25 protein-coding genes and 1 tRNA gene are annotated in these 23,960 nt (G+C 69.5%); 12 read left to right on the top strand and 14 right to left on the bottom strand.

Annotation, left to right across the window (positions count from 1 at the left end; genetic code table 11):
• The first annotated feature begins 6 nt into the window (after positions 1-6).
• Complete coding sequence (locus tag KE274_RS09855) at positions 7-648, top strand: NAD(P)-dependent oxidoreductase (protein ID WP_211543219.1); 642 nt, start codon at positions 7-9, stop codon at positions 646-648.
• A 9-nt stretch (positions 649-657) separates the two neighbouring features.
• Here the strand turns inward: KE274_RS09855 and KE274_RS09860 are convergent, their stop codons facing one another.
• A complete protein-coding gene (locus tag KE274_RS09860; RefSeq protein ID WP_211543221.1) occupies positions 658-1,962 on the bottom strand; it encodes a DUF4032 domain-containing protein in 1,305 nt (434 codons plus the stop codon).
• Between the two features lie 73 nt (positions 1,963-2,035).
• Positions 2,036-3,139 carry an ABC transporter ATP-binding protein gene (locus KE274_RS09865; RefSeq protein WP_211543223.1) on the bottom strand — a complete coding sequence of 368 codons (1,104 nt, stop codon included), beginning with the start codon at positions 3,137-3,139 and terminating at the stop codon, positions 2,036-2,038.
• A 228-nt stretch (positions 3,140-3,367) separates the two neighbouring features.
• On the opposite strand from KE274_RS09865, the gene KE274_RS09870 reads away from it, so the two are divergent.
• The 4 genes from KE274_RS09870 (at position 3,368) to KE274_RS09885 (ending at position 6,556) form a co-directional block, all read left to right on the top strand.
• Complete coding sequence (locus KE274_RS09870; protein WP_211543225.1) at positions 3,368-4,321, top strand: DsbA family protein; 954 nt, start codon at positions 3,368-3,370, stop codon at positions 4,319-4,321.
• Positions 4,322-4,360: 39 nt separating this feature from the next.
• Positions 4,361-4,433: transfer RNA gene (locus KE274_RS09875), tRNA-Thr, on the top strand.
• 258 nt (positions 4,434-4,691) lie between these two features.
• The gene (gene ppk2 / locus KE274_RS09880; RefSeq protein ID WP_307872186.1) at positions 4,692-5,537 is read left to right on the top strand and encodes a polyphosphate kinase 2; all 846 of its coding nucleotides are present in this window, start codon (positions 4,692-4,694) and stop codon (positions 5,535-5,537) included.
• Between the two features lie 62 nt (positions 5,538-5,599).
• Entirely contained in the window at positions 5,600-6,556 is a 957-nt protein-coding gene (locus KE274_RS09885) for an aldo/keto reductase (protein ID WP_211543229.1), read from the top strand.
• Between the two features lie 4 nt (positions 6,557-6,560).
• Here the strand turns inward: KE274_RS09885 and KE274_RS09890 are convergent, their stop codons facing one another.
• Genes KE274_RS09890 through KE274_RS09905 form a run of 4 tightly spaced genes read right to left on the bottom strand, consistent with a single transcriptional unit; the run spans position 6,561 to position 10,236 of the window.
• Positions 6,561-7,238: a response regulator gene (locus tag KE274_RS09890; RefSeq protein ID WP_211543231.1), complete on the bottom strand. Its 678-nt coding sequence runs from the start codon at positions 7,236-7,238 to the stop codon at positions 6,561-6,563.
• Positions 7,235-8,506 carry a sensor histidine kinase gene (locus tag KE274_RS09895; protein WP_211543233.1) on the bottom strand — a complete coding sequence of 424 codons (1,272 nt, stop codon included), beginning with the start codon at positions 8,504-8,506 and terminating at the stop codon, positions 7,235-7,237. Before KE274_RS09895 ends, KE274_RS09890 begins: the two co-directional genes overlap by 4 nt.
• Before the next feature lie 9 nt (positions 8,507-8,515).
• Positions 8,516-9,328 (bottom strand): ABC transporter permease, encoded by an 813-nt coding sequence (locus KE274_RS09900; RefSeq protein WP_211543235.1) that lies wholly within the window; start codon positions 9,326-9,328, stop codon positions 8,516-8,518.
• The gene (locus tag KE274_RS09905) at positions 9,325-10,236 is read right to left on the bottom strand and encodes an ABC transporter ATP-binding protein (RefSeq protein WP_211543237.1); all 912 of its coding nucleotides are present in this window, start codon (positions 10,234-10,236) and stop codon (positions 9,325-9,327) included. Before KE274_RS09905 ends, KE274_RS09900 begins: the two co-directional genes overlap by 4 nt.
• A gap of 176 nt (positions 10,237-10,412) precedes the next feature.
• On the opposite strand from KE274_RS09905, the gene KE274_RS09910 reads away from it, so the two are divergent.
• Entirely contained in the window at positions 10,413-11,324 is a 912-nt protein-coding gene (locus KE274_RS09910; RefSeq protein ID WP_211543398.1) for a DMT family transporter, read from the top strand.
• Position 11,325: 1 nt separating this feature from the next.
• Here KE274_RS09910 and KE274_RS09915 read toward each other — a convergent pair whose 3' ends face one another.
• A complete protein-coding gene (locus KE274_RS09915; RefSeq protein WP_211543239.1) occupies positions 11,326-12,051 on the bottom strand; it encodes a nitroreductase family protein in 726 nt (241 codons plus the stop codon).
• Positions 12,048-12,452 (bottom strand): peptide-methionine (R)-S-oxide reductase MsrB, encoded by a 405-nt coding sequence (gene msrB, locus KE274_RS09920; RefSeq protein WP_211543241.1) that lies wholly within the window; start codon positions 12,450-12,452, stop codon positions 12,048-12,050. The genes KE274_RS09915 and msrB overlap by 4 nt, the downstream gene beginning before the upstream one ends.
• A 72-nt stretch (positions 12,453-12,524) precedes the next feature.
• Here msrB and KE274_RS09925 point away from each other — a divergent pair, with 72 nt between their 5' ends.
• The 4 genes from KE274_RS09925 (at position 12,525) to groL (ending at position 16,172) form a co-directional block, all read left to right on the top strand.
• Positions 12,525-13,517 carry a DUF2332 domain-containing protein gene (locus KE274_RS09925; RefSeq protein WP_211543243.1) on the top strand — a complete coding sequence of 331 codons (993 nt, stop codon included), beginning with the start codon at positions 12,525-12,527 and terminating at the stop codon, positions 13,515-13,517.
• Positions 13,518-13,526: 9 nt separating this feature from the next.
• Positions 13,527-13,784 carry a DUF3263 domain-containing protein gene (locus KE274_RS09930; protein ID WP_211543245.1) on the top strand — a complete coding sequence of 86 codons (258 nt, stop codon included), beginning with the start codon at positions 13,527-13,529 and terminating at the stop codon, positions 13,782-13,784.
• Between the two features lie 68 nt (positions 13,785-13,852).
• Complete coding sequence (locus KE274_RS09935) at positions 13,853-14,431, top strand: LytR C-terminal domain-containing protein (RefSeq protein ID WP_307872183.1); 579 nt, start codon at positions 13,853-13,855, stop codon at positions 14,429-14,431.
• A 121-nt stretch (positions 14,432-14,552) separates the two neighbouring features.
• The gene (gene groL, locus KE274_RS09940) at positions 14,553-16,172 is read left to right on the top strand and encodes a chaperonin GroEL (protein ID WP_211543247.1); all 1,620 of its coding nucleotides are present in this window, start codon (positions 14,553-14,555) and stop codon (positions 16,170-16,172) included.
• 74 nt (positions 16,173-16,246) lie between these two features.
• Here the strand turns inward: groL and KE274_RS09945 are convergent, their stop codons facing one another.
• The 6 genes from KE274_RS09945 to KE274_RS09970 form a co-directional block, all read right to left on the bottom strand.
• Positions 16,247-16,534: a WXG100 family type VII secretion target gene (locus KE274_RS09945; protein ID WP_211543249.1), complete on the bottom strand. Its 288-nt coding sequence runs from the start codon at positions 16,532-16,534 to the stop codon at positions 16,247-16,249.
• 144 nt (positions 16,535-16,678) lie between these two features.
• On the bottom strand, positions 16,679-18,367 hold the full coding sequence (locus tag KE274_RS09950; RefSeq protein WP_211543251.1) for a sensor histidine kinase: 1,689 nt from the start codon (positions 18,365-18,367) through the stop codon (positions 16,679-16,681).
• A 55-nt stretch (positions 18,368-18,422) separates the two neighbouring features.
• Positions 18,423-19,115: a response regulator transcription factor gene (locus KE274_RS09955; RefSeq protein WP_211543253.1), complete on the bottom strand. Its 693-nt coding sequence runs from the start codon at positions 19,113-19,115 to the stop codon at positions 18,423-18,425.
• Between the two features lie 73 nt (positions 19,116-19,188).
• Positions 19,189-20,835: a DNA repair helicase XPB gene (locus KE274_RS09960; RefSeq protein WP_211543255.1), complete on the bottom strand. Its 1,647-nt coding sequence runs from the start codon at positions 20,833-20,835 to the stop codon at positions 19,189-19,191.
• 37 nt (positions 20,836-20,872) lie between these two features.
• Positions 20,873-22,582, bottom strand: a complete 1,710-nt coding sequence (locus KE274_RS09965; RefSeq protein WP_211543257.1) for a helicase-associated domain-containing protein — start codon at positions 22,580-22,582, stop codon at positions 20,873-20,875.
• A 10-nt stretch (positions 22,583-22,592) separates the two neighbouring features.
• Positions 22,593-22,868 carry a multidrug ABC transporter ATPase gene (locus KE274_RS09970; RefSeq protein WP_211543259.1) on the bottom strand — a complete coding sequence of 92 codons (276 nt, stop codon included), beginning with the start codon at positions 22,866-22,868 and terminating at the stop codon, positions 22,593-22,595.
• Positions 22,869-22,984: 116 nt separating this feature from the next.
• Here KE274_RS09970 and KE274_RS09975 point away from each other — a divergent pair, with 116 nt between their 5' ends.
• Both KE274_RS09975 and KE274_RS09980 read left to right on the top strand, forming a co-directional pair.
• Positions 22,985-23,365: a cold-shock protein gene (locus tag KE274_RS09975; protein WP_149083303.1), complete on the top strand. Its 381-nt coding sequence runs from the start codon at positions 22,985-22,987 to the stop codon at positions 23,363-23,365.
• Positions 23,349-23,951 carry a DUF3027 domain-containing protein gene (locus KE274_RS09980; protein ID WP_211543261.1) on the top strand — a complete coding sequence of 201 codons (603 nt, stop codon included), beginning with the start codon at positions 23,349-23,351 and terminating at the stop codon, positions 23,949-23,951. Before KE274_RS09975 ends, KE274_RS09980 begins: the two co-directional genes overlap by 17 nt.
• The last annotated feature ends 9 nt before the right edge of the window (positions 23,952-23,960 follow it).

Below are 23,960 nucleotides of genomic sequence, written 5' to 3' on the forward strand. Positions count from 1 at the left end.
CACAGCATGGCGCGCATCATCGTCCTCGGAGGAACCGGCTACGCCGGACGGCACATCGTGTCGGAGGCGGTGAGCCGCGATCACGCCGTCGTCGCGATCTCACGCTCGGTACCGGCCGATCCGGTCGCGGGGGCGGCGTACGTGCAGGGCTCGGCCCTGGATCCGGCGTCGCTGACGGAGGCGTTCGCGGGTGCCGATGCGGTGGTGTCGGCGCTGTCGCCGCGGGGCGACATGGAGGATCGGGTGCTCGACGCCCTCAGCACCGTCGTCGGTCTCCTCCAGGGAACGGAGACGCGACTCGGCGTCGTCGGCGGGGCCGGGGGCAGCCTGGTCGCTCCCGGGGGACCGCGGCTGTTCGACCTCGACTTCCCCGAGGAGTACAAGCACGAGGCGCAGGTCGGCATCGACTCGCTCGCGCTGCTCGAGGACACCGAACCCACGCTGGACTGGTTCTTCATCCACCCGGCCGAGGTGTTCGGGCCCTGGGCGGAGGGCGAGCGGACGGGACACTACCGCGACGGTGGCGACGTTCTCGTGCGCGATGGGGCGGGGAAGTCGTTCATCTCCGGCGCGGACTTCGCGGTGGCCGTCGTGGATGAGATCGAGCAGGGCAACCATCACCGTGAGCGGTTCACGGTGGGGTACTGAGTCGCGGTCTCAGACGAGATCGCGCCAGTCCACCTGATCGTCGTCGTCGGCGAGCGAGAGCGTGCCCGTGATCACCGGGAGGCTCATCGTCTCGGTGGGCGGGCCCATGATGGTGGCCTCGTCGCGGCGGTGGCGCAGCACATCGTTGATGTAGCTGGTGAGGACTTCGGCGATCGCGACGGAGCGTCCCTGCGCCTGTGACAGGTACCACCGATGCTCCAGCACCTGGTGGAACACTTCGGCCGGTTCCAGCTTGGCGCGGAGATCGTAGGGGATCGCGCGCACGACGGGCTCGAACACGCGAGTGAGCCACTCATGCGCGTACATCTCCTCGTCGGCCCACTGCTTGGTGGAGCGGGCGCGGAACTCGTCCAGATCGTTGAGCAGCCGCCTGGCCTGGTTCTCCTCCACGTCGAGCCCCGTCAGTCGGATGAGGCGACGCTGATGGTGCCCGGCGTCCACGACCTTCGGCTGGATCTCCACCACGGTCCCGTCGGCGGTGGTCGACATCGACATCTCGTCGATGTCGAAGCCGAGTGCGTTGAGACGTTCGACGCGCTCGGTGATGCGCCAGGTCTCGGCTGCGGAGAACGACTCCTGCGCCGTGAGCTCCGCCCACAGCGAGCGGTATGAGGAGACGATGCCGTCGGCGATGGCGATCGCGTCCACGCCGTGTTCGAGGCGTCCGCCGGCGGCCAGGTCCATGATCTCCCCGGCGATGTTGGTGCGGGCGAGATCGAGGTCGTATGCGCGCTGCCCGTCGGTCAGTCCCTCCTCGTGCAACTCTCCTGTCTCCGCGTCGACGAGGTACGCCGCGAAGGCGCCGGCGTCGCGACGGAAGAGGGTGTTGGAGAGCGAGACGTCTCCCCAGTAGAACCCGACGTTGTGCAGGCGGACGAGCAGCAGGGCGAGCGCGTCCACGAGCCGCGTCGCCGTGTCGGGCCGCAGCACCCGCGTGAACAGCGCACGGTAGGGCATGGAGAAGCGCAGATGCGAGGTGACGAGAGCGGCGGGAAGGGGCTCACCGGTGGCATCGGTGCGCCCGGCGATCACGGCGACCCGTGAGACACACGGGACATCGAGTCGGGCGAGGTTGCCGAGCATGTCGTACTCGCGCTGTGCCATCGCCGCGGTGGTCTCCTTCACCGCGACCACGCGGCCGGAGAGGTCCGCAAAGCGCACGAGGTGACGCGAGAGGCCCTTCGGCAGCGACACGATGTGCTCGGAGGGCCACTTCGCGAGGCTGGTCGACCAGGGCAGGGCGAGGAGGCCGGGGTCGACGGTGCTGGCGGTGATCCGCAGCGAGTCCTGCATGGATGCTCCTGGTGGGGAAAAGACCGCGGCGCGGGCGACCGAAGTCAGCCCGCGCCGCGGATGGTGTGTCCGATCAGGCGGAGACGACCGGCTTGTCGTTCAGGCGGTCGCCCGTCTCCTGGTCGAAGGCGTGCACGTGGCCGGGGTTGGCCGCGAGGGTCACGGTCTCACCGGCGTTCGGGTGGTTGCGGCCGTCGACGCGGGCCACGAGGTCGGCGCGCTTGCCGTTGATCTCGGTGTGGCCGTACAGGTAGCCGTCCGCGCCGAGCTCCTCGACGAGGTCGACGACGACGGAGAGGCCCTTGCCGTCGGCGGGACCGACGGTGATGTCCTCCGGACGGACGCCGACCGTGACCTGCGAGCCGTTGGCGCGGCCGACCGTGTCGCGGTCGAGCGGCACGACCTCGGTGCCGAAGCGCACCCCGCCGTCGGCGAGGTCCGCCGCGAACAGGTTCATGGCGGGCGAACCGATGAAGCCGGCGACGAACACGTTGTTCGGCTTCTCGTACAGGTCGCGCGGCGAGCCGACCTGCTGCAGCAGGCCGTCCTTGAGCACGGCGATCCGGTCGCCCATCGTGAGGGCCTCGGTCTGGTCGTGCGTGACGTAGACGGTCGTGACGCCGAGACGACGCTGCAGGGATGCGATCTGCGTACGGGTCTGCACGCGGAGCTTCGCGTCCAGGTTCGACAGCGGCTCGTCCATGAGGAACACCTGCGGCTGGCGGACGATCGCGCGGCCCATCGCGACGCGCTGACGCTGACCACCCGAGAGGGCCTTCGGCTTACGGGTGAGGTACTGCTCGAGGTCGAGGAGCTTGGCGGCCTCGAGCACGCGGGCGGCACGCTCTTCCTTGCCGACGCCGGCGATCTTGAGCGCGAAGCCCATGTTCTCGGCGACCGTCATGTGCGGGTACAGCGCGTAGTTCTGGAAGACCATGGCGATGTCGCGGTCCTTCGGCGGCACGTCGGTGACGTCACGGTCGCCGATCAGGATGCGGCCGGAGTTGACCTCCTCGAGGCCGGCGAGCATGCGGAGGGAGGTGGACTTGCCGCAACCGGAGGGGCCGACCAGGACGAGGAACTCGCCGTCTCCGACCTCGAGGTTGAGCTTGTCGACGGCCGGACGGGTTCCGCCGGGGTAGAGGCGGGTGGCCTCGTCGAAAGTCACAGATGCCATCGTGTTTCTCCTTCACCGGCAGGTACGTGCCGGACGATCCGTAGTGAATGAAGCGGCGGAGCGACCCGCCGTGACCCGCCATCGGGTCGGGTTCAGTATGGCACGATCGGACGTACCTGGGTATTTCTCAGCCTCGATGACTAGCATCGAACCCGGCCGCGCTCTGCGGCGGTCGCCGCCGGATGGCGGTCGGGGCCAACCCGGACCCCCCGAGACTCAAGAGGAACGATGTCGAGCGACGAAACGCCGAACGTCCCCGCACCTCGCAATTCCCGCGAGGTCGTGCGGGAGAAGGCCCAGAAGGTGCATGCCCAGCAGTCGAGGGCGCGCCTCATGCGACGAATCATCATCGGCGCGGTCGCGGTGATCGCTGTCGGCGCGATCGGCACGGCCGTCACGCTCGCCGTCACCTCGCAGGTCTCCAAGCCGCAGCTCAGCCCCAGCGGCATGGAGTCAGACGGCGTCGTCGTGACCGACATCTCGTCCATGTCCGCTTCCGCCGAGGCCCCGGCCACTCCGACGCCCGAGCCGTCGGAGGCGGGCACTGCGTCCCCCACGCCTGACCCCACCGCGTCGCAGGCGGTGGACGTGCACGTCTATGTCGACTACCTGTCGCCCGATGCCGGCAAGTTCGAGCGCGCGAACGCGCGGCTGCTCGCCCAGTGGATCGAGGACGGTGCGGCAACCGTGAGCTATCACCCGGTGGCGCTGCTGACCGCGAGCTCCAACGGGACCAAGTACTCGCTGCGTTCGGCTGCGGCGGCCGCCTGTGTGGCGACGCACTCGCCCGACCAGTTCTACGCGTTCAACCACGACCTGCTCGACGATCAGCCGGAGGTCGGCAGCGATGGCCTCTCCGATCAGGAGCTGGCGAACCTCGCGGGTGCGGTCGGTGTCGACAACGCCAAGGTGGTGCGCAAGTGCATCCAGGAGGGCGACTTCGTGAACTGGGCGAAGGAGGCGACGACGCGTGCGCTCAAGGGGCCGCTCGCCGGTTCGGATGACCTCGTCCTTACTGCGGCCCCGATGATCGTCGTGAACGGCGAGGCCTATGTCGGTGCGCTGGACGACCCGCAGGAGCTGTCGACGTTCGTCATGTCGGTCGCGAGCGAGGCGTACTACGACTCGGCTACCGCGACCCCCACTCCGACTCCGTCGTCCACCGAGACGCCGACGCCGTAACGCGAGGCCGTCTCCGCCATCGCTAAGCTGATGGCATCCGCCGACTTGGCGCAATTGGTAGCGCACCGTACTTGTAATACGGGGGTTACGGGTTCGAGTCCCGTAGTCGGCTCTCACTCCGCATGGGGCTGCGGGCGCCTTTCGAGATCCTCACGAGCGCTCTTGTCTGCCCTTGACGCCATCGTGGTGCGATCCTGCCTACCCGCCCGGGCGCCGATCCGTCGACGACGCCCGTGACTCTTGCCTTCTCCCGCTCCTCCTCGGCCGGGAGTGGCGATGACAACCGGCCATTTGCGTAACACGTTGGTAAGTGTTATGTTACTTACGTGCAGGTGGCCGGCACCCCGCCCCGGCCACCTGCGCGCATCCGATCTGGCCCTCGCGCGGCCGTGCCGATTCGAGGAGGCCGACAGTGGATGTTCCCGCGTGGCAGCAGGGTTATCCCTACACGGAGAAGCTCTCTCGTGCCGAGTACGAGGCTGAGAAGCGCCTCCTGCAGATCGAACTGCTGAAGCTGCAGGCATACGTGAAGCACAGTGCAGAGCGTGTGCTCATTCTGTTCGAAGGGCGGGATGCGGCGGGTAAGGGCGGCGCGATCAAGCGCTTCATGGAGCATCTGAACCCGCGCGGTGCGCGCGTCGTCGCTCTCGACAAGCCCACCGAGGCCGAGCGCACCCAGTGGTACTTCCAGCGGTACATCGCGCACCTGCCCTCAGGGGGCGAGATGGTGCTGATGGACCGCTCCTGGTACAACCGCGCCGGGGTCGAGCGTGTCATGGGCTACTGCACCGACGAGGAGTATCAGGAGTTTCTGCGGACTGCGCCCGAGCTCGAACGCATGCTGGTGGGCTCGGGCATTCGCCTGATCAAGCTGTGGTTCTCGGTAGGGGAGGCCGAGCAGCGCCGCCGGTTCGACCGCCGTCGCGACGACCCGGTCAAGCAGTGGAAGCTGAGCCCCACCGACATTGCGAGCATGGACCGGTGGGCTGACTACACCACCGCAAAGGAAGCCATGTTCTTCCATACGGATACGCCGGTCACACCATGGATCGTCGTCCGGTCCAACGACAAGAAGCGTGCCCGACTCGAAGCCATCCGTTACGTGCTGTCGCGCTTCGAATACGACGGGAAAGACACGCGGATCGCGCACGCACCCGACAGTCGACTGGTGGGACGCCCTTCGCAGATCTATGACCAGGGCGAAACTGCCGCCTAAGTCCAGCGCACCTCGCCGTATTCGCGGGAATGCGAGGCCCGGTGGTCGTGGTTGACGTGATCATGACACGTATCGGCACCAGTGACCTCGACGTTCTTCCTCTCGCCCTCGGTGGCAACGTGTTCGGCTGGACCGCCGATCGCGACACGTCCTTCGCCGTCCTCGACGCCTTTGTCGACGGCGGCGGCGACTTCATCGACACGGCGGATTCCTACAGCGCCTGGGTCGAGGGCAACAACGGGGGAGAGAGCGAGACGATCATCGGGGAGTGGCTCGCCTCGCGCCGTCCGCAGGGCGTCGTGGTCGCGACCAAGGTGAGCCAGCACCCCGAGTTCCGCGGACTCTCCGGTGCCACGGTGCGGAGGGCGGCGGAGGCATCACTGAAGCGCCTGGGCGTGGACGAGCTCGACCTGTACTACGCGCACTTCGACGACGAGTCCGTGCCGCTGGAGGAGACGGTCGCCGCCTTCGGGCAGCTCGTCGCCGACGGTCTCGTGCGTCATGTGGCGGTGTCCAACTACTCCGCCGAGCGCATCCGGGAGTGGATCGACATCGCTGAGCGGCTCGGCGTCGCGCGGCCGGTGGCCATCCAACCGCACTACAACCTCGTGCACCGCAACGTCGTGGAGGACACCATCATCCCGATCGCGGAGGAGTTCGGCCTCGGTCTGGTGCCGTACTACGCCCTCGCGAGCGGCTTCCTCACGGGGAAGTACCGGTCCACCGACGCGACCGGGGAGGGCTCGCCGCGGGCCGCGGGCGCCGCCAAGTACGCCACCGAACAGGGACTTCGCATCATCGACACCCTTCGCGACATCGCGGACGCCCGCGGGGCATCGGTCGCCGCCGTGTCGCTGGCCTGGCTGAGGGCCCAGCCGACCGTGGTCGCTCCCATCGCGAGCGCGCGCACGGTCGAACAAGTTCCCGACCTGCTGGCGGGCGCGCGCCTGGAGCTGTCGTCCGACGAGGTACGCCGGTTGAACGACATCTCCGCGTGGACGCCGACGCACGCAGGCTGAGGCTTCAGTCGCCCACCAGCCCGAGCCGGTACGCGAGGATCACGGCATGGATGCGGTCGCGTGCGTCCAGCTTCGCGAGCACGCGTCCCACGTGCGTCTTGACGGTGGATTCGCCCACATAGAGGCGTCGCGCGATCTCGGCGTTCGTCAGACCCTCGCCGATCGCGAGGAACACCTCCCGTTCCCGATCGGTGAGGGAGGCGTAACGCGCCGCGTCCTCGCGATCCGGTTCCGGCGCGGTTCCTGAGCCGAGCCGGGGTCCGACGTGCTCCAGCAGCAGGCGGGTGATCCGAGGGGACAGCGCCGCGTCGCCGCGATGGACCGCCCGTACCGCGGCGAGCATCTCGTGGCGCTGCGCATCCTTCAGCAGAAATCCGCTCGCTCCCGCGCGGATCGCGCCGAACGCGTACTCGTCGAGGTCGAACGTCGTGAGCACGAGGACCCGGGTGGCCGGACGGTCGCGCACGATCATCGTGGTCGCGGCGATACCGTCGAGCTCGGGCATGCGGATGTCCATCAGCACGAGGTCCGGCGCAAGCGCGGCGCTCTGCGCGATGGCGGCCCGGCCGTTGTTCGCCTCCCCGACCACCTCGATGTCCGGTTCGGACTCCAGCACCATCCGGAAGCCCAGACGGATCAGTTCCTGGTCGTCGACGAGAAGGACGCGGATCGGCGATGTCATGAGGGGTTCTCCGTGGTGGATGTGTGCTCGAGGGTGGGGGGAGCGAGGGGAAGCCGGGCCCGCAGGCGCCATCGCCCCGGGCCGTCGGGGCCGGAGTGCAGATCGCCGTGCACGTGTGTCGCGCGCTCCGAGAGTCCGCGCAGACCGAAACCGCCCGAGTCCACGAGGCTGCCGGAGACTTCGTCGTTGAGGACGTCGATAGTCACGGCGTCCGCGGAATATGCGATGGAGACCTCGATGGCGGACGCCCCGGGCGCATGGCGCATCGCGTTCGTCACGCCCTCCTGCACGATTCGCCCGAGCGCGTGAGCGACGGTCGGCGGGACCTCTGCGCTGCCGGTCACCGTGAGCGTCACCGGATAACCCGCGCGCTGAGCGGCTTCGACCGTCTCCCGCGGCAGCGTGGGCTCCACCGGTGCGAGCGGCAGCGGCGAGTCATCGTCGCGAAGGACCCCCAGCATGGCCCGCATCTCCGCCAGCGCGCTGCGTGCCGTCTCCGCCGCGGTCGAGGCCGCAGCGCGAGCCTGCGCGTGGTCCGAGGTCGCAGCAGCACCCTCCGACAGGGCGACGATGACCGTGAGGGAGTGCGACACGATGTCGTGCATCTCGCGAGCGATGCGCGCGCGTTCCGCCGCAGCGGCGAGCTGGGCCTGCTGGTCGCGTTCGACCAGGAGCTGTCGCGACCGGTCGATCACGGCGTCGAGGTACCGTTTGCGGTTACCCACATTCACGCCGATCAGGGTGCCGATGAGTCCGAGGACCACCGTGCTCAGAACAGTGTTCAGCCCCGACTGCAGGGTGATCACGCCGCTCAGGAGCAGCAGCCCGGCGACCGCCGACACGGCAGCGAGACCCCACCCGAAGGCGGTCCATGCTGCCCGGGACGAGCCGTAGACGGCCAGGGAGAAACCGGCGATGAGCAGGAGCGGGCTACCCCCGGGGGAAGCCGAGAGGAGGAAGAAGACGTCCAGCGCATACGCCGCGATCGCCGGCACGAGCGGCACGCGTCGGCGCCACAGCAACGTGGCGCAGGCGGCGATGACCGCGGCGGGCCAGAGGACGGCGAGTGTCATGGCCCAGGGGGCCGGCAGCCTGTCGTCGAGGCGTGCCGCGGGAGTGAGCGTCAGGAGGATGCACAACCCGGTGAGCAGGACGTCGGCGACCACGGGGTGTCGGGCCCAGAAGCGCCGGAACAGACCGGGAGGACGCGGAAGCCGCAGCTCCTCGTCCTCCCGGATCGAGTCGCTGCGGCTGCGCGTTCTGCTCACGGGCCGACTCTACGCGTCGCGCGAGCGGAGCACGGCCGAGGCGGCCAGCAGCCCGGCGACCACCCAGCAGCCGAGGGTGAGGAAGGCGACCGGTGCATCGAGCGCGGCACCCTCGCCCGGAAGGATCGCACTCTGCGCCGCGGCCACCGGGAGGTAGGCGGCGGTATCGACGACCCAGGCCCAGGCCTCGCCCGCCATCGCGAAGAAGTTCGCGACGATCGGCAGCACGAACAGCAGTCCGACGGTCGCCGCGATCGCGCCGGCACCCGAGCGGAGGATGAACCCGAAGGAGACGCCGATCAGCGCGAACACGGACATCGACAGCGACGCGACCACGATCGGCAGGAGCGACGCGGACGGGTCGGACCAGTCGATGCTCTGATCACGGCCCCCCACGATCGCTCCGACGGCGACAGCGGCGACGCCGAAGATCACGAGCGACGACACGAACAGGAAGATCGCCAGGACGAGCGACTTCGCCAGCAGCACGGTGCCGCGCAGCGGGACCGCCGTGAGGGTCGAGCGGATCATGCCCGTCGAGTATTCGCCGGTCACCGCGATCGCGCCGATGATGCCGGCGAGCAGCATGGTGAACTGGATCGGCATGACCACAGCCTGGATGGGATCGAAGCCGGGCAGGTCGACCGCCTGCGCGATCAGCGAAGCGATACCGATCGTCAGCACCGCGGCGATGGCGATCGACCACCAGGTCGAGCGCAGGGTCGCGAGCTTGATGCCCTCGCTGCGAACGGCTCGGAAGAACGTGAGTCGATGACCGGTGTCGACGCGCGGCGCAGCGACAGCGGGGGCGTGCGTGGTCATGAGAGCTCCTTCGTGCGGTACTCGACGGCGTCGCCCGTGAGAGCGAGGTAGGCGTCTTCGAGGGAACCGGTGGTCGGCGTGAGTTCGTGCAGGGGGATACCGCGTTCGGCGGCCAGGTCGCCGATGCGCGCGGCGGGGAGCCCGACGATGTCGAGCAGGTCCGGCGCCGAGCTGACGATCTCGACGTCCGGTGCACCCACCGCGGCGGCGAGATCCGCAGGACGCGGCGTGCGCACCCGCACCGTGTTCCTGGTCCACGACCGCACGAGCTCCGAGAGCGGTGCGTCCGCGAGAACCCTCCCTCGACCCATGACGATCACATGGTCGGCGGTCTGGGCCATCTCGCTCATCAGATGACTCGAGAGCAGGACGGTACGTCCCTCGGAGGCGGCATGACGCACGAACTGCCTCACCCAGCGCACCCCCTCCGGGTCGAGGCCGTTGACGGGTTCGTCGAGGATCAGCGTGTGCGGGTCTCCCAGCAGCGCGGAGGCGATGCCGAGGCGCTGCCCCATGCCGAGCGAGAACTTCCCTGCCCGCTTGCGGGCGACGGAGCCGATCCCGGCCAGGTCGATCACTTCGTCCACGCGTGAGTCCGGGATGCCGTGCGTGGCCGCCATCGCTCGCAGATGATTCCGTGCCGTGCGTCCCGTGTGCACGGCCTTCGCGTCGAGCAGGACCCCGACCTCCGTCAGCGGCGCGCGGAGCTTGCGGTACTCGCGGCCCGCGACGGCGGCGCGACCGGAGGTGGGACGGTCCAGCCCCACGATCATGCGCATCGTCGTGGACTTGCCCGCGCCGTTCGGGCCGAGGAACCCGGTGACGGTGCCCGGCTGGACCGTGAACGACACGCCGTCGACGGCCGTCTTGTCCCCGAACCTCTTGGTGAGACCTTCTGCTGTGATCATGCCCTCCACGCTACGGACGTCACCGCGCTGGCGCGTCCGACCGCGGTACCTTTCCGGCGTCGCGCATCCTCCCGTGGGCGGAGGGCACCCACGGCGTCCCGTCGGAGGCGGGATCACCACACGCGCCGCTCGGATAGGGTCGATAAGTGACCCACGCCCGTCGACTGCCCGCGCCCCTGGCTCTCGGCGGAGCCGTCGCGATCGGCGTGATGACCGCGATCCAGGCGCGGATCAACGGCGTTCTCGGGGTGCGGGTGGACAACGGCATCGTCGCGGGGTTCCTGTCCTTCTCCGTCGGCCTCGTGGCGCTCGCCGTCGTGATCTCGCTGCTGCCGTCCGCGCGGCGCGGGGCGCTGCGTCTGTGGCGGGGGATCCGTGCACGGACGGTGCCGTTCTGGATGCTCCTGGGCGGGGCATGCGGTGCCCTCACCGTGTCGACCCAGGGACTGACCGCCGGAGTTCTCGGAGTCTCGCTGTTCACCGTCGGAGTGGTGGCGGGGCAGACGTTGCACGGCCTGGTGCTCGACCGGATCGGGTTCGGACCAGCGGGCGTGGTCGCGGTGACCCCCGGCCGGCTCCTCGGCGGGGCTCTGGCGCTCGCCGCAGTGGGGATCTCCCTGTCGGGCGACGTGCTGGCCTCGGCGCCGCTGTGGATGGTCGTGCTCCCGTTCCTCGCCGGAGTGGGTATCGCGTGGCAGGCGGCGACCAATGGGCGTCTGGCACAGCGGGTGCAGTCGCCCATCGCCGCCACGCTCATGAGCTTCATCGCAGGAACACTCGTCCTCGCGGTCGCCGCGGGGGTGAGCGTTGCCGTGCGCGGGACTCCGCAGCCCCTTCCGCTGGAACCGTGGCTCTACCTGGGCGGCTTCCTCGGCGCGGCGTACATCCTGCTCGGCGCGTTCATCGTGGCGCACACCGGGGTGCTGTTGATGGGCCTCGGGTCGGTCCTGGGGCAGCTCGTGACCTCGGTGGTGATCGACGTGCTGTGGCCCACCGAGGCGGGGCCGGCGCTGTGGCAAGTCATCGCGATGGTCGTCGTGGCCGTGGGGTCGGTCGTGGTGGCGGTGCCGTGGCGGCGCCGACGCTGACTCAGGCGGATTTCTTCTTCGCCTTCTTGGCCTTCTTCTTCGCCTTCTTCGCCTTCTTCTTCGCCTTCTTGGCGGCCTTCTTCGCCTTCTTCTCCGCACGCTCGGCCTCGGTCTGCGCGGCAGCGTCCCGGTCGGCTGCCCCGGACGTCGCATCATGCGCCGGGGAGTCCGCGAGTGCCTCGGCCGGGGCACCGGCGGGGAGCCGCGTCAGCAGTCTGCGCGCGTCGACGGCCTTGCGCCGTCCCGGCGACTTCCCGTGCGGCTTGTCGCCGACGTAGAGCCAGCCCAGCAGTTCCTCGTCGTCGGTGAGGCCGTGCATCGCGGCGACCGGCTGCGAACGCGTGTAGTGGCCGGTCCGCCAGATCACGCCCCAGCCAGCCTCATCGAGCAGCAGACTGAGGACGTGGGCGACACCGGAGGCGACCGCCTCCTGCTCCCACCGCGGCACCTTCTCGCTGGGCCGATAGCTTGCGACCACCGCGATCAGCAGGGGAGCCCGCAGCGGCTTCGTCGATGGCGCGTCGTCCCCCTGGGCCTGCGCGATCGCCGCGCCGAGCGCCTCGCGGTCGGAACCCCGCAGCTCGATCAGGCGCCACGGGCGCAGAGACGAGTGGTCCGCGACGCGCCCCGCCGCCGCCACGAGAGTCAGCAGCTCCTCCCGGCCCGGCGCGGTGTCGCCCACCTTCGACCAGGACTGCCGTGCGCGCACGGCGTCGAGCGCGCTCACGACTCGTCTGGCGTGAAGTTCAGCGCGATCGAGTTCATGCAGTAGCGGTCGCCCGTCGGCGTGCCGAAACCGTCCGGGAAGACGTGCCCGAGGTGCGAGCCGCACGTGGCGCAGCGGACCTCGGTGCGCACCATGCCGAGACTGTCGTCCTCCAGAAGCTCGACGGCGTCCGGCCGGATGGACTCATAGAAGCTCGGCCAGCCGCACCCGGAGTCGAACTTCGTGCCGCTCTTGAACAGCTCGGCGCCGCACGCTCCGCACGTGTAGAGCCCGGCACGCTCTTCGTCCAGCAGCTCGCCGGTCCAGGCGCGCTCGGTGGCGGCTTGTCGCAGCACGGCATACTGCTCTTCGCCGAGCTCCTTGCGCCACTCGTCTTCGGTCTTGTCCACGCTGTACGGCATTGCGTCCTCCTCGGGTCGTCTCCATTCTCCACGCTGGGGCGGGGTCTCGGCGCTGCGCGTCAGAATGGACGCATGACCGACGCGATCCGGGAACGCTACCTCCGCTTCGCGCGCGACGAGGCGCCGGGGCGCAGCGCCCTGTACGGCGAGTGGGCCGCCGGTGTCGCAGAAGACGGGGAGATGCGCGACCTTCTGCGGCGGATCCCGGAGACGCATCGCCAGCCGCCGCTCGTGTTCGCCGTGTCACGACTCCTGGGGGCGCCGCTCGAGGGCTACGCCCCGTGGCGGAACTTCGTGCTGTCGCACGCGGAGCCGCTGGTTGCCGAATGCACGGTGCGCTCGCTGCAGACCAACGAGCCGCTGCGGCTGGCGGCGCTGCTTCCGGCGCTGTCCGAGATCGAGGGGCCGATCGCGCTGCTCGAGGTCGGGGCGTCGGCGGGGTTGTGCCTCTATCCCGACCGCTACTCCTACCGATACCTCACGGCCGACGGTGCGGTGCGGCTCGCCCTCGATCCTCGTGACGGTCCGTCGGAGGTGGTGCTCGAGAGCAGGGTGACGGGACCGATGCCGGCGCTGCGACTGCCCGACGTCGTGTGGCGCGCGGGCATCGACCTGGCGCCGCTCGACGCCGCGAACGCCGCGGATCGGCAGTGGCTGCGCGGGCTCGTGTGGCCGGGGGAGACGGGGCGCGAGAGCCGGATGGAAGCCGCGCTCGACATCGCGTCCGCGGATCCGCCGCTGCTGCTGGCGGGCGACGCAGCGGATCGGCTGGACGAGCTCGTGGCGCTGGCCCCGGAGGACGCGACGCTGGTGATCACGACCCCGGGGGTGCTGGTGCACGTGCCGCGTCCGGCGAGGGAAGCCCTCGTCGCGCGCATCGGCGAACAGCGGGCACGGTGGATCACGATCGACCCTCCGGGGCTGCTCGACGTGTGGGAGCCGGCGGTGGACGCGGCGACCTGGCCCGGCTTCGTCGTGGCGCTCGACCGGCGGGTCAGGGCAGCCGCCGATCCGCTCGGGAGTTGGTGGGAGTGGCGCGCGGGGGAACGTGGCCCGGCGTCCTAACCTGGAGCCATGCTCGGAGACCTCACGGAGCGCGACCGCGCGATCCTCGCCCTCGAAGCCGCGTGGCCGCGGCACGGCGGCATGAAGGAAGAGGTCATCCGCAACACTCTCGGCATGAGTGCGGCGCGCTACTACCAGCTGCTCGGGCGGCTCATCGATTCAGAGGCGGCCCTGGCGTTCGATCCCGTCCTCGTGCGTCGGCTGCGTCGTCTCCGCGACACCCGGGGCGCTCGTCGGGCAGCCCGCATGCCGGGTTTCGTCGGCTGACGCGCTCCCGCACCGTGCGCGGACACCCGGGTCGCGGATTGCCAGGGTCGTGCCGCTAGCATCGAGGGGTGTCCAAGCCCTCCCGTGACCGATTCGACGACGTTCCCCGCTCCTCCGGCCGCGTGGGAGCCCACCGTGCTGAAGCCCCTGGCATGAACGGCTGGGTCGTGCTGCTGTGGTCGTTCGTGGCCGCTCTCGTGCTGATCATCGCCGGCATCTTCGGCTCCCTCGTGGTGATGGGTCGCATCGAGCTGTTCCCGGAGGCGGGGCCGAGCGCGGCGCCCACGCCGGAGGAGACCGGTGTGATCGACCCGAGCTACTCCGTCATGATCCTCAACGCGACGCCGGATTCCGGCCTGGACGATCAGATGCGCGACACGCTCATCAACGCCGGGTGGCCGGCCGGCATCGTGTTCGCCACGGACAGCGCGAGCGATGACTTCTCGACCACGACGATCTACTACGTCGACGACGCCGACGAGCAGGCGGCCGTGGGGCTCGCCGGTGTGATCGGTGGCGCATCCGTGAAGCAGGGCGACTTCTACGCCGATCTGAACGACACAGGGGGCAAGCAGCTGACCGTGGTGATCGGTCTCGATCGCTCGGCATCCGCACCCGAGGACTCGGAGGACACTCCCGCTCCCTGAGCCCTCCGAGGACGGGCGGCGCGGCTTGCACTCGATGGTGTCGAGTGCCAGAATGGCGTTAGCACTCTCTTACTCTGAGTGCTAAACCCACCGTCTACGTCCAGGAGGGACGACAAAACTCATGGCAAAGATCATCGCCTTCGATGAGGAGGCCCGCCGCGGCCTCGAGCGTGGCCTCAACATCCTCGCCGACGCGGTCAAGGTGACCCTCGGCCCGCGTGGTCGCAACGTCGTGCTCGAGAAGAAGTGGGGCGCCCCCACGATCACGAACGACGGTGTCTCCATCGCCAAGGAGATCGAGCTGGACGACCCGTACGAGAAGATCGGCGCGGAGCTCGTCAAGGAGGTCGCCAAGAAGACCGACGACGTCGCCGGTGACGGCACGACGACCGCCACGGTGCTCGCCCAGGCCCTGGTTCGCGAGGGTCTGCGCAACGTCGCAGCCGGCGCTGACCCCATCTCCCTCAAGCGCGGCATCGAGAAGGCCGTCGCCGCGATCACGGAGGAGCTGCTGAGCAGCGCGAAGGAGATCGACTCCAAGGAGCAGATCGCCGCGACCGCGTCCATCTCGGCTGCGGACCCCGCGATCGGCGAGCTGATCGCCGAGGCGATCGACAAGGTCGGCAAGGAGGGCGTTGTCACGGTCGAGGAGTCGCAGACGTTCGGCACCGAGCTCGAGCTCACCGAGGGTATGCGCTTCGACAAGGGCTACCTGAACCCGTACTTCGTCACCGACCCGGAGCGCCAGGAGGCGGTCTTCGAGGACCCGTACATCCTGATCGCGAACCAGAAGGTCTCCAACATCAAGGACCTGCTGCCCATCGTCGACAAGGTGATCCAGGACGGCAAGGAGCTCGTCATCATCGCCGAGGATGTCGAGGGCGAAGCTCTTGCGACGCTCGTGCTGAACAAGCTCAAGGGCATCTTCAAGTCGGTCGCCGTCAAGGCTCCCGGCTTCGGTGACCGCCGCAAGGCTCAGCTGCAGGACATCGCCATCCTCACGGGCGGCCAGGTCATCACCGAAGAGGTGGGCCTCAAGCTCGAGAACGCGACGCTCGACCTCCTGGGCCGCGCGCGCAAGGTCATCGTCACCAAGGACGAGACCACCATCGTCGAGGGTGCCGGTGAGGCCGACCAGATCGAGGGTCGCGTCACGCAGATCCGTCGCGAGATCGAGAACACGGACTCCGACTACGACCGCGAGAAGCTGCAGGAGCGTCTCGCCAAGCTGGCCGGCGGCGTGGCCGTCATCAAGGCCGGAGCGGCGACCGAGGTCGAGCTCAAGGAGCGCAAGCACCGCATCGAAGACGCCGTCCGTAACGCGAAGGCGGCGGTCGAGGAGGGCATCGTCCCCGGTGGTGGCGTGGCGCTGATCCAGTCCGGCACGAAGGCGCTCGACGCTCTGTCGCTCGAAGGCGACGAGGCGACCGGTGCGAACATCGTCCGCGTCGCGATCGAGGCTCCGCTCAAGCAGATCGCGCTGAACGCCGGTCTGGAGCCGGGTGTCGTCGCGAACAAGGTCTCCGAGCTCCCCGCGGGCGAGGGCCTCAACGCCGCGACCGGCGAGTACGGCGACATGTTCGCACAGGGCATCATCGACCCGGCGAAGGTCACCCGCTCGGCGCTGCAGAACGCTGCGTCGATCGCCGGCCTGTTCCTCACCACCGAGGCCGTCGTCGCGGACAAGCCGGAGAAGGCTCCGGCACCCGTGGGCGACCCCTCGGGCGGCATGGACTTCTGATCCCGCCACACTGACAGAACGCCCCCGGCTCCGGCCGGGGGCGTTCTGTGTTTCAGGCGCGGACGCGGCGGCGGTCAGCGGAACAGGCTTGCCGAGTACTGATCCGCGTCTGCGTACTGCGTCGCCACGGAGCCGAGCGACGTGCCGATGCCGTCGAGCACCTGCTCGACGTGCAGTTGCGCGCCCTGCCACTGCTCGGCGCAGCCCTGGAACGCGGTGGACGCCGCGCCGGCCCAGGACGACTGCAGCGCCCGAAGCTGCGCCATGAGAGTCGACGATTCGGCTCGCAGACGCTCCATGGTCGCGCGGGTGGCCGCGTGTGCGGCGTGAACGGCATCGGTGTCGACGGTGAATACGGTCATGAGAAGCTCCTTCATCTCGGAGCTTCCGAACCTAGGCGCGCGGCCCGTCGGTCGAAGCGTCCCAGCGGTCTCGCGGCCGGCTCCTGGGGACAGCGTGGTCTCGCGCCGCCTCGTGCAGAGTCCGAGTCGCGGCGGCCACCGAGGTCACGGAAGGTCGAGCGGATCGATCGGTTGTGTGTCCTCGAGCAGGTGCGCCGGGGTGGCCTGTGCCGGTGCGAGGGGCAGCGTGACCGTGAACGTGGCCCCGCCACCCGGGCTCTCGGACACCGCGATGTCGCCGTTGAGCGCCTTGAGGATCGACGCCACGATCGCCAGGCCCAGCCCGGACCCACCGGTCTCCCTGGCGCGCGACGTGTCCGCCCGCCAGAACCGCTCGAAGATCTGCTCCCGGATCTGCGGCGGCACACCTTCGCCGTGGTCCACGATGGCGATGCTCGCGGTGCCCGCAACACGGTCCGAATCCACCACGATCTCGATCGGGCTGTCCTCGGCGGAGAATCGCCGCGCGTTGCCCAGGAGATTGGTCACGACCTGGCGTACCTTGTTCTCCTCGCCGAGCACAATCGGCGGGGTGCGCACCGGGATGTCCTGCACCTCGCTGAAGTCGATCGCGGGCGGCTCCTCCGTCTGCTTGGCGCGACGGCGCAGGCGCGACAGCGGGGCGAGCGGGCGCACGCGCGGTGCCGGCGCTGGTTCGATCGGGACGACCGGCGTCCGCACCGGAGCCGTCGGCACGTTCTCCAGGGTCCGATCGATCACCGAGATCACGCGACCGGGAGCCGCCGCGCGGACATCGAGTGCCGCATCCCGGGCGATGGGCCGCAGGTCGAGCGGCTCGATCTGCGGCTCCCGCTCCTCGTCCAAGCGCGCCAGGGCCAGCAGATCCTCCACCAGCACGCCCATCCGGATCGCTTCCTTCTCGATGCGCTCCATTGCCCTGGCGGTGTCTTCCTCGCCCGTGATCGCACCCATGCGGTAGAGCTCGGCGTATCCGCGAACGCTCACCAGCGGAGTGCGCAGCTCGTGGCTCGCATCGCCGATGAAGCGGCGCATCTGCTGCACCGTGCGGTCGCGCTGGGCGAGGGACCGATCGACGCGGTCGAGCATCGTGTTGATCGCCGCGTTGAGGCGACCGACCTCCGTGGTCGGCTCCAGATCGGTGAGCCGCTGCCGGAAGTCGCCCGCCGCGATCGACATGGCCGTCTGCTCCACCTGGCCCAGTCGTCGGAACGTCAGGGTCACCAGACCGCGAGTGAGCAGAGCCGCGACGAAGATGGTGATCAGAGCGATCGTGATGTAGATGCCGAAGTACTGACTGATGATGCGATCCGCTTCGGCCAGCGGCAGCGCGACCATCTGGATGCTGAGCGGCGTGCCCTCCTGCTGCACCAGCGCGACAGCGCCGTGATACACGCTGCCGTTGTCCCCTTCCAGGGAAAGGACCTTGTCCTCGTTGGCCTGGGCTTCCGAGAGCGAGTACTCCGCAGGGAAGAAGGGCGCGCGGCCCGAGGCGCTCGGGGCGGTCGCGCGGAGAGCACCCTCGGCGTCGTACACCGCGAAGGAGAAGTCTCGCGGCTTCTCGTCGCGAGGCGTGTACGTGGTGACCCCGTCGATCGTGGTGGTGTCGAAGTAGCGCTCGATCAGGTTGCTCGTGACCAGCGCGGGAAGCTGCGCGTTGATGTTCTCGACGAGCGCGTTGCGCAGCAGCGGAACCGTGCCGATCCCGGCCACCAGCAGGCCCAGCGCGAGCACCGCGACCGTGACGCCCGTGACCTTGGCGCGGAGGCTGATGCGGCGCCACCACGTGGTCACCGCATCCGGCTTGTGCGCCATGCGGCCCTCCCTGCTGTGACGATCGCGCCGACGACGGCGGACTCGTGCGTGGTCGTCAGACCGTCTTGCCGACCTTGAGCATGTAGCCGAAACCGCGCTTCGTCTGGATGAGCGACTCCTCGGTGTGCGGGTCGATCTTCCGGCGCAGGTACGAGATGTAGCTCTCCACGATGCCGGCGTCGCCGTTGAAGTCGTACTCCCAGACGTGGTCGAGGATCTGCGCCTTCGAGAGCACGCGGTTGGGGTTGAGCATCAGGTAGCGCAGGAGCTTGAACTCGGTGGGGCTCAGCTCGATGGGCTCCTTGCCCACGTGGACGTCGTGAGTGTCCTGATCCATCGAGAGCTCGCCCGCGCGGATGATCGACTCCTCGTCGGCCTGCATCGTGCGGCGCAGGATGGCCTGGGCGCGGGCCACGATCTCGTCGAGGCTGAACGGCTTGGTGACGTAGTCGTCGCCGCCGGCGTTCAGGCCCTCGATCTTGTCGTCCGTGCCGTCCTTCGCGGTGAGGAACAGGATGGGAGCGGTGAAGCCGGCGCCGCGGAGGCGCTTGGTCACGCTGAAGCCATTCATGTCGGGCAGCATGACGTCCAGGATGATGAGGTCGGGCTCCTCCTCGAGGACGGCCGAGATCGTGGCGGCGCCGTTGGCGACCGTCTTCACCTGGAACCCGGCGAAGCTGAGACCCGTGGAGAGCAGGTCACGGATGTTGGGCTCGTCGTCGACGACCAGGATGCGCGCAGCAGTCATGTCCCCATTATGGTGACTTCGGCCATGCGGTTGCTGATTACCTTCGGAGCGCCGGGAGCCGAAGCTCCGCGGCCTATGCCGCCTGGGCGATCGCGTCGGCGTCCATGATCGTGTAGCTGTAACCCTGCTCGGCGAGGAACCGCTGGCGGTTCTGCGCGTAGTCCTGGTCGATCGTGTCCCGGGCGACGAGCGTGTAGAAGCTGGCCGTGTGCCCCGACTGCTTGGGCCGGAGCAGTCGTCCGAGGCGCTGCGCCTCCTCCTGCCGCGAGCCGAACGAGCCCGACACCTGGATCGCCACCGAGGCTTCCGGAAGGTCGATCGAGAAGTTGGCCACCTTCGACACGACGAGCAGCGAGATGTCTCCCTCGCGGAAGGCGCGGTACAGCTCCTCCCGCTCCTCGACCGGCGTCGAGCCGGTGATCTGCGGAGCGTCGAGGGCGTCGGACAGGGAGTCGAGCTGATCGAGGTACTGTCCGATGACGAGTATCTGCTCACCCTCGTGCTTCGCGATCAGTTCGCGGACGGCGTCGATCTTGGCGGGCGCCGAGGCGGCGAGGCGATAGCGCTCGTCGTCGGTCGCGGCCGCGTACTCCAGCCGGTCGCTCGGCGGCAGGTCGACGCGCACCTCGTAGCAGACGGCGGGGGAGATGAACCCCTGCGCCTCGATCTGCTTCCACGGGGCATCGAAGCGCTTCGGCCCGATCAGGCTGAAGACGTCGCCCTCGCGCCCGTCCTCGCGCACGAGGGTCGCCGTGAGCCCGATGCGGCGCCGCGCCTGGAGGTCGGCGGTGAGCTTGAACACCGGAGCAGGCAGGAGGTGCACCTCGTCGTAGACGATGAGGCCCCAGTCCAGGGCGTCGAGGAGAGCCAGGTGCGCGTACTCGCCCTTCCGCTTGGCGGTGAGGATCTGGTACGTCGCGATCGTGACCGGCTTGACCTCCTTCGACTGCCCGGAGTACTCGCCGATCTCCTCGGGCGTGAGGCTGGTGCGCTTGAGGAGCTCGTCGCGCCACTGCCGTGCCGAGACCGTGTTGGTCACGAGGATCAACGTCGTGGTCTTCGTCGCAGCCATGGCTCCCGCGCCCACGATGGTCTTGCCCGCGCCGCAGGGGAGCACCACCACGCCGGAGCCGTCCTTCGAGAACGCGTCCACGGCGTCCTGCTGGTAGGGGCGGATCTGCCAGCCGTCCTCGGCGAGCTCGATCTCGTGCGGGGTGCCGGGGGTGTAGCCGGCGAGGTCTTCCGCCGGCCAGCCGATCTTCAGCAGCTCCTGCTTGATCTGTCCGCGCGCCCAGGCGTCGACCACGAAGGTCTCGGGCGTCGGGTGACCGATCAGGAGCGGCTGGATGCGCTTGTTGTTGGCGACCTGAGCCAGCACCGCCGGGTCGGTCGACCGCAGAATGAGCACGCCCTCGTCGTCGCGCTCGATCACGAGACGTCCGTAGCGGTTGACCGTCTCGCGCAGGTCGACGGCCACCGACGGCGGCACGGGGAACCGCGACCAGCGGTCGAGCGTGTCGAGCATGTCGTCGGCCGTGTGCCCGGCGGCCCGCGCGTTCCACAGCCCGAGACGGGTGATGCGGTACGTGTGGATGTGCTCCGGCGCGCGTTCCAGCTCGGCGAAGATGGCGAGCTCGTGCCGGGCGCTCTCGGCGTCGGCGTGGGCGACCTCGAGCAGCACGGTGCGGTCGCTCTGGACGATCAGGGGGCCATCAGACATAGCAGACCAGTCTACCGGGCATGCAGAGGGGAGGGCCTCACGGGGTGACCACGGTGGCCGCGCGGATGCTCGACACCGGGAGGGTGCGTTCCACGTCGGCGGCCCTGTCCCGTCCGCGCAGCCGGCCGCCGCCCATGCCCGTCGCCTCCAGGAGCAGGTCGCGCGTCGAGCCGTCCGGCATGCCGACGGTCACTCGGAGCACGGCCTTGGCGCGTACTGCGGCCTCCAGTTCCCGGTCGAGCCACGCCGCGTCGGCATCCGGCCCCTGGTGCTCCCGCAGCCGGGCGACCAGTGGGCCGTAGTCGTCGGCGTGTTCGTCCTCGTCCGGCACGGGGGCGGCAGTGTGACGGTGACGCACCACGATCGCACCGTCCGGCCCGACCAGGCTCGCGGGATAGCGGGCGTCGGTGAGGGCCCAGTACACGGTGTCCTGCGCGACGCGCGTGGTGAGGGATCCGACGTGCGTGGAGAGGGCCAGGGGCCGCAGCGCCTGATCCACGGAGAGGGCCTCCAGCAGGTGCGGGTCGCCGCTCTCGATCCGTGTCCGTCCGGTCTCCTCATCGACCGAGACCCGGATGAGCCCATGTCGCTGGGCGGTCTGCGCCACCAGATACTCGAGAGGTTGCGGGATCCCGGTGAGGGAGATCTCCCGGAGAAAGGCGATGATCGACTCCTCGCTCTCGCCGGCGGCGAAGGCGTGCGCGACGGACTCCGCCGTGAACCGGTAAGAAGAGGCCTGCGCGGCGGACTCGCGAACGGCGATCGTGCGAAGGCGCACGTCAAGGGCGGGTTGCAGCGGCCCGGGAGCGATCGCCGTGAGGTCGTTCTGGAGGAAGATCCGGTCGACCTCGGACGGCAGCAGCGCGGTGAGGGCGGCGGCATCGGCGGGCTCGCCCCGGCGGAGCGGCTCGCCCCACGGAGGTTCGGTGCCGTCGTCGGCGATCAGGCCGAGCAGTCGTGCCGACTCCGCGAGCCCGTCGGCCTGCTCCGCCCACGACGCGTCCCACGGGTGTGCCAGAGGCCACTGCGACACCGGGATCCACCCGCCGGCCGCGGAGCGCAGACCGCGTGGCAGCGAGCCACGGAAGGCGGTAGCGAGAAGCGTCCAGCGGTCGGCGGCGGACGAGCGCAGCCACTCCTCGGCGAGGGCCGTCGTCCGAAGCTGCCGATCGGCCGTCGCGGCCAGGCGGGCGCGGACGGCAAGGCCGGCGAGCTGGTCGACGATCTCGGCGGGCAGACCGGCCTCTGCGAGCTGGCGCTTCTCCCCGGCGCTCACCGCTCCGCCGAGCAGGAGGGCGAACGGCCGCTCCCTGGCTATCAGCAGCAGGTCGGCGAGCCGCGCGACGGTGGTGAACGCACGCTCGGCGGCGTGCGCGGCGGTGGTCTCCGAGGACGGCGTCGGGGCGGTGTCGTCGGGCAGCGCCGGTCGCTCTCGCCCGTCGACAGCGAGCTCGACGGGCGGCTGCGGCGTGCCGTCCGGCCGCAGGAGCGCGAGCGACACCAGATGCTCTCGGCCGTCGCCCGGTCGATCGCCCGCGACGGCGTCCACCAGGGAAGCTGCTTCCGCGGCGGTCAGGGTGGGAAGCGCGCGGTTCACGGAGGACGGCTCCAGCAGCGCCTCCGCTGCGTCGAAGAAGTCCTGCCACGCCGCGTCGGGCCGCACGCCGCGGGCGGCGAACATCGTCTGGAGTTCGGCATCGCTCGCCCGGGCCAGGCGATCGGCCAGCGGTCGTGCGTACGTGCTCATGGGCGGTGGCTCAGCGACGCGATTGCGCGCGGCCCTTCCGGATGAAGCTCATCACCAGCAGCGTGATGATCAGGACGAAGGCGAGCGGCAGGCCCCAGTACGGAATGGCGGCGACCACGGGCCACGCACCTTCCCCGAACGCAGCACGGTCCATGCCCGTGGCCGTGCCGATGATGATCGCGAAGAAGCACACCACGGAGGCGGCGGCGATCCCGAGTGCGGTGAACGCCAGGATGCGGTCGATCCGGCGGATGGGGACCTCCGGTCCGGGGCTCTGCGTGCTCATCCGGTCCAGACTACTCGCCCTGCGGCGGTCGGCTCGGCTCGGCCCGCGACCGGTAGGCTGGACGCACGCGCACGAGCGCGCTCTGTTCTGCTTTTCGATCCCAGCGAGGTTCACCCATGCCCACCGGCAAGGTCAGGTTCTACGACGAAGACAAGGGTTTCGGCTTCATCGCCAGCGATGACGGCCAGGACGTCTTCCTGCACGCTTCCGCGATGCCGGCCGGCACCGCGGTCAAGGCCGGTGCACGCGTGGAGTTCGGCGTGGCCGACGGCAAGCGCGGCCTGCAGGCCCTCTCGGTGCGGGTGCTCGAGGCACCGCCCAGTCTGGCGAAGGCCAAGCGCAAGCCCGCCGACGACATGGCGATCATCGTGGAGGACCTGGTGAAGCTGCTCGACGGCATCGGCGGTGACCTGCGTCGCGGCCGCTACCCGTCGTCGAGCCACGGTCGCAAGATCGCGGCGGTTCTGCGCAAGGTCGCTGATGACCTCGAAGCCTGAGGCCGACGCCCGCCTGGTCGAGGCGCACGACCTCGCGCTCGCGGCCCTGCGTGAGATCACGCCCGCGTCGACGATCGGTCCGGCCGCCGGGTACATCGCCGAAGACGACGGTTCGGTGTCCCTGAGGTTCCAGAACCGGCTGGCCGGTTACCCGGGGTGGTACTGGACGGTGACCGTGGCTCGTGTCGACGACGAAGAGCCCACGGTGCTGGAAGCCGAGCTGCTGCCGGGCGACGGGGCTCTGCTGGCCCCCGAATGGGTCCCCTGGGCCGAGCGCCTGGCGGAGTACCGCGCGCACCAGGCCGAGCTCGCCGAGGCGGCTGCAGCGGCGGCGGACGGCGATCAGGTCGACCAGGACGCGCCGTCCGGCGACGACGATCTCGAGGGCGTCCTGGACGACGAACTGGACGAGCTCGATGAGGACGACGATGCGTCGGACATCCTCCACGCCGGTGATCTCGACGGCGTCGACATCGATGAGCTCGACGACTCAGCGCCGGAGGACGACGCCGACGAGGACACCTCGGAAGACGACGACGCCGACGCCCGCGATGCGGACGCCGGCGAAGACGACGAAGAGGAGTGAGCCGGGGCC

This window comes from Microbacterium paraoxydans (assembly GCF_018224615.1).
Lineage (GTDB): Bacteria > Actinomycetota > Actinomycetes > Actinomycetales > Microbacteriaceae > Microbacterium > Microbacterium paraoxydans_B.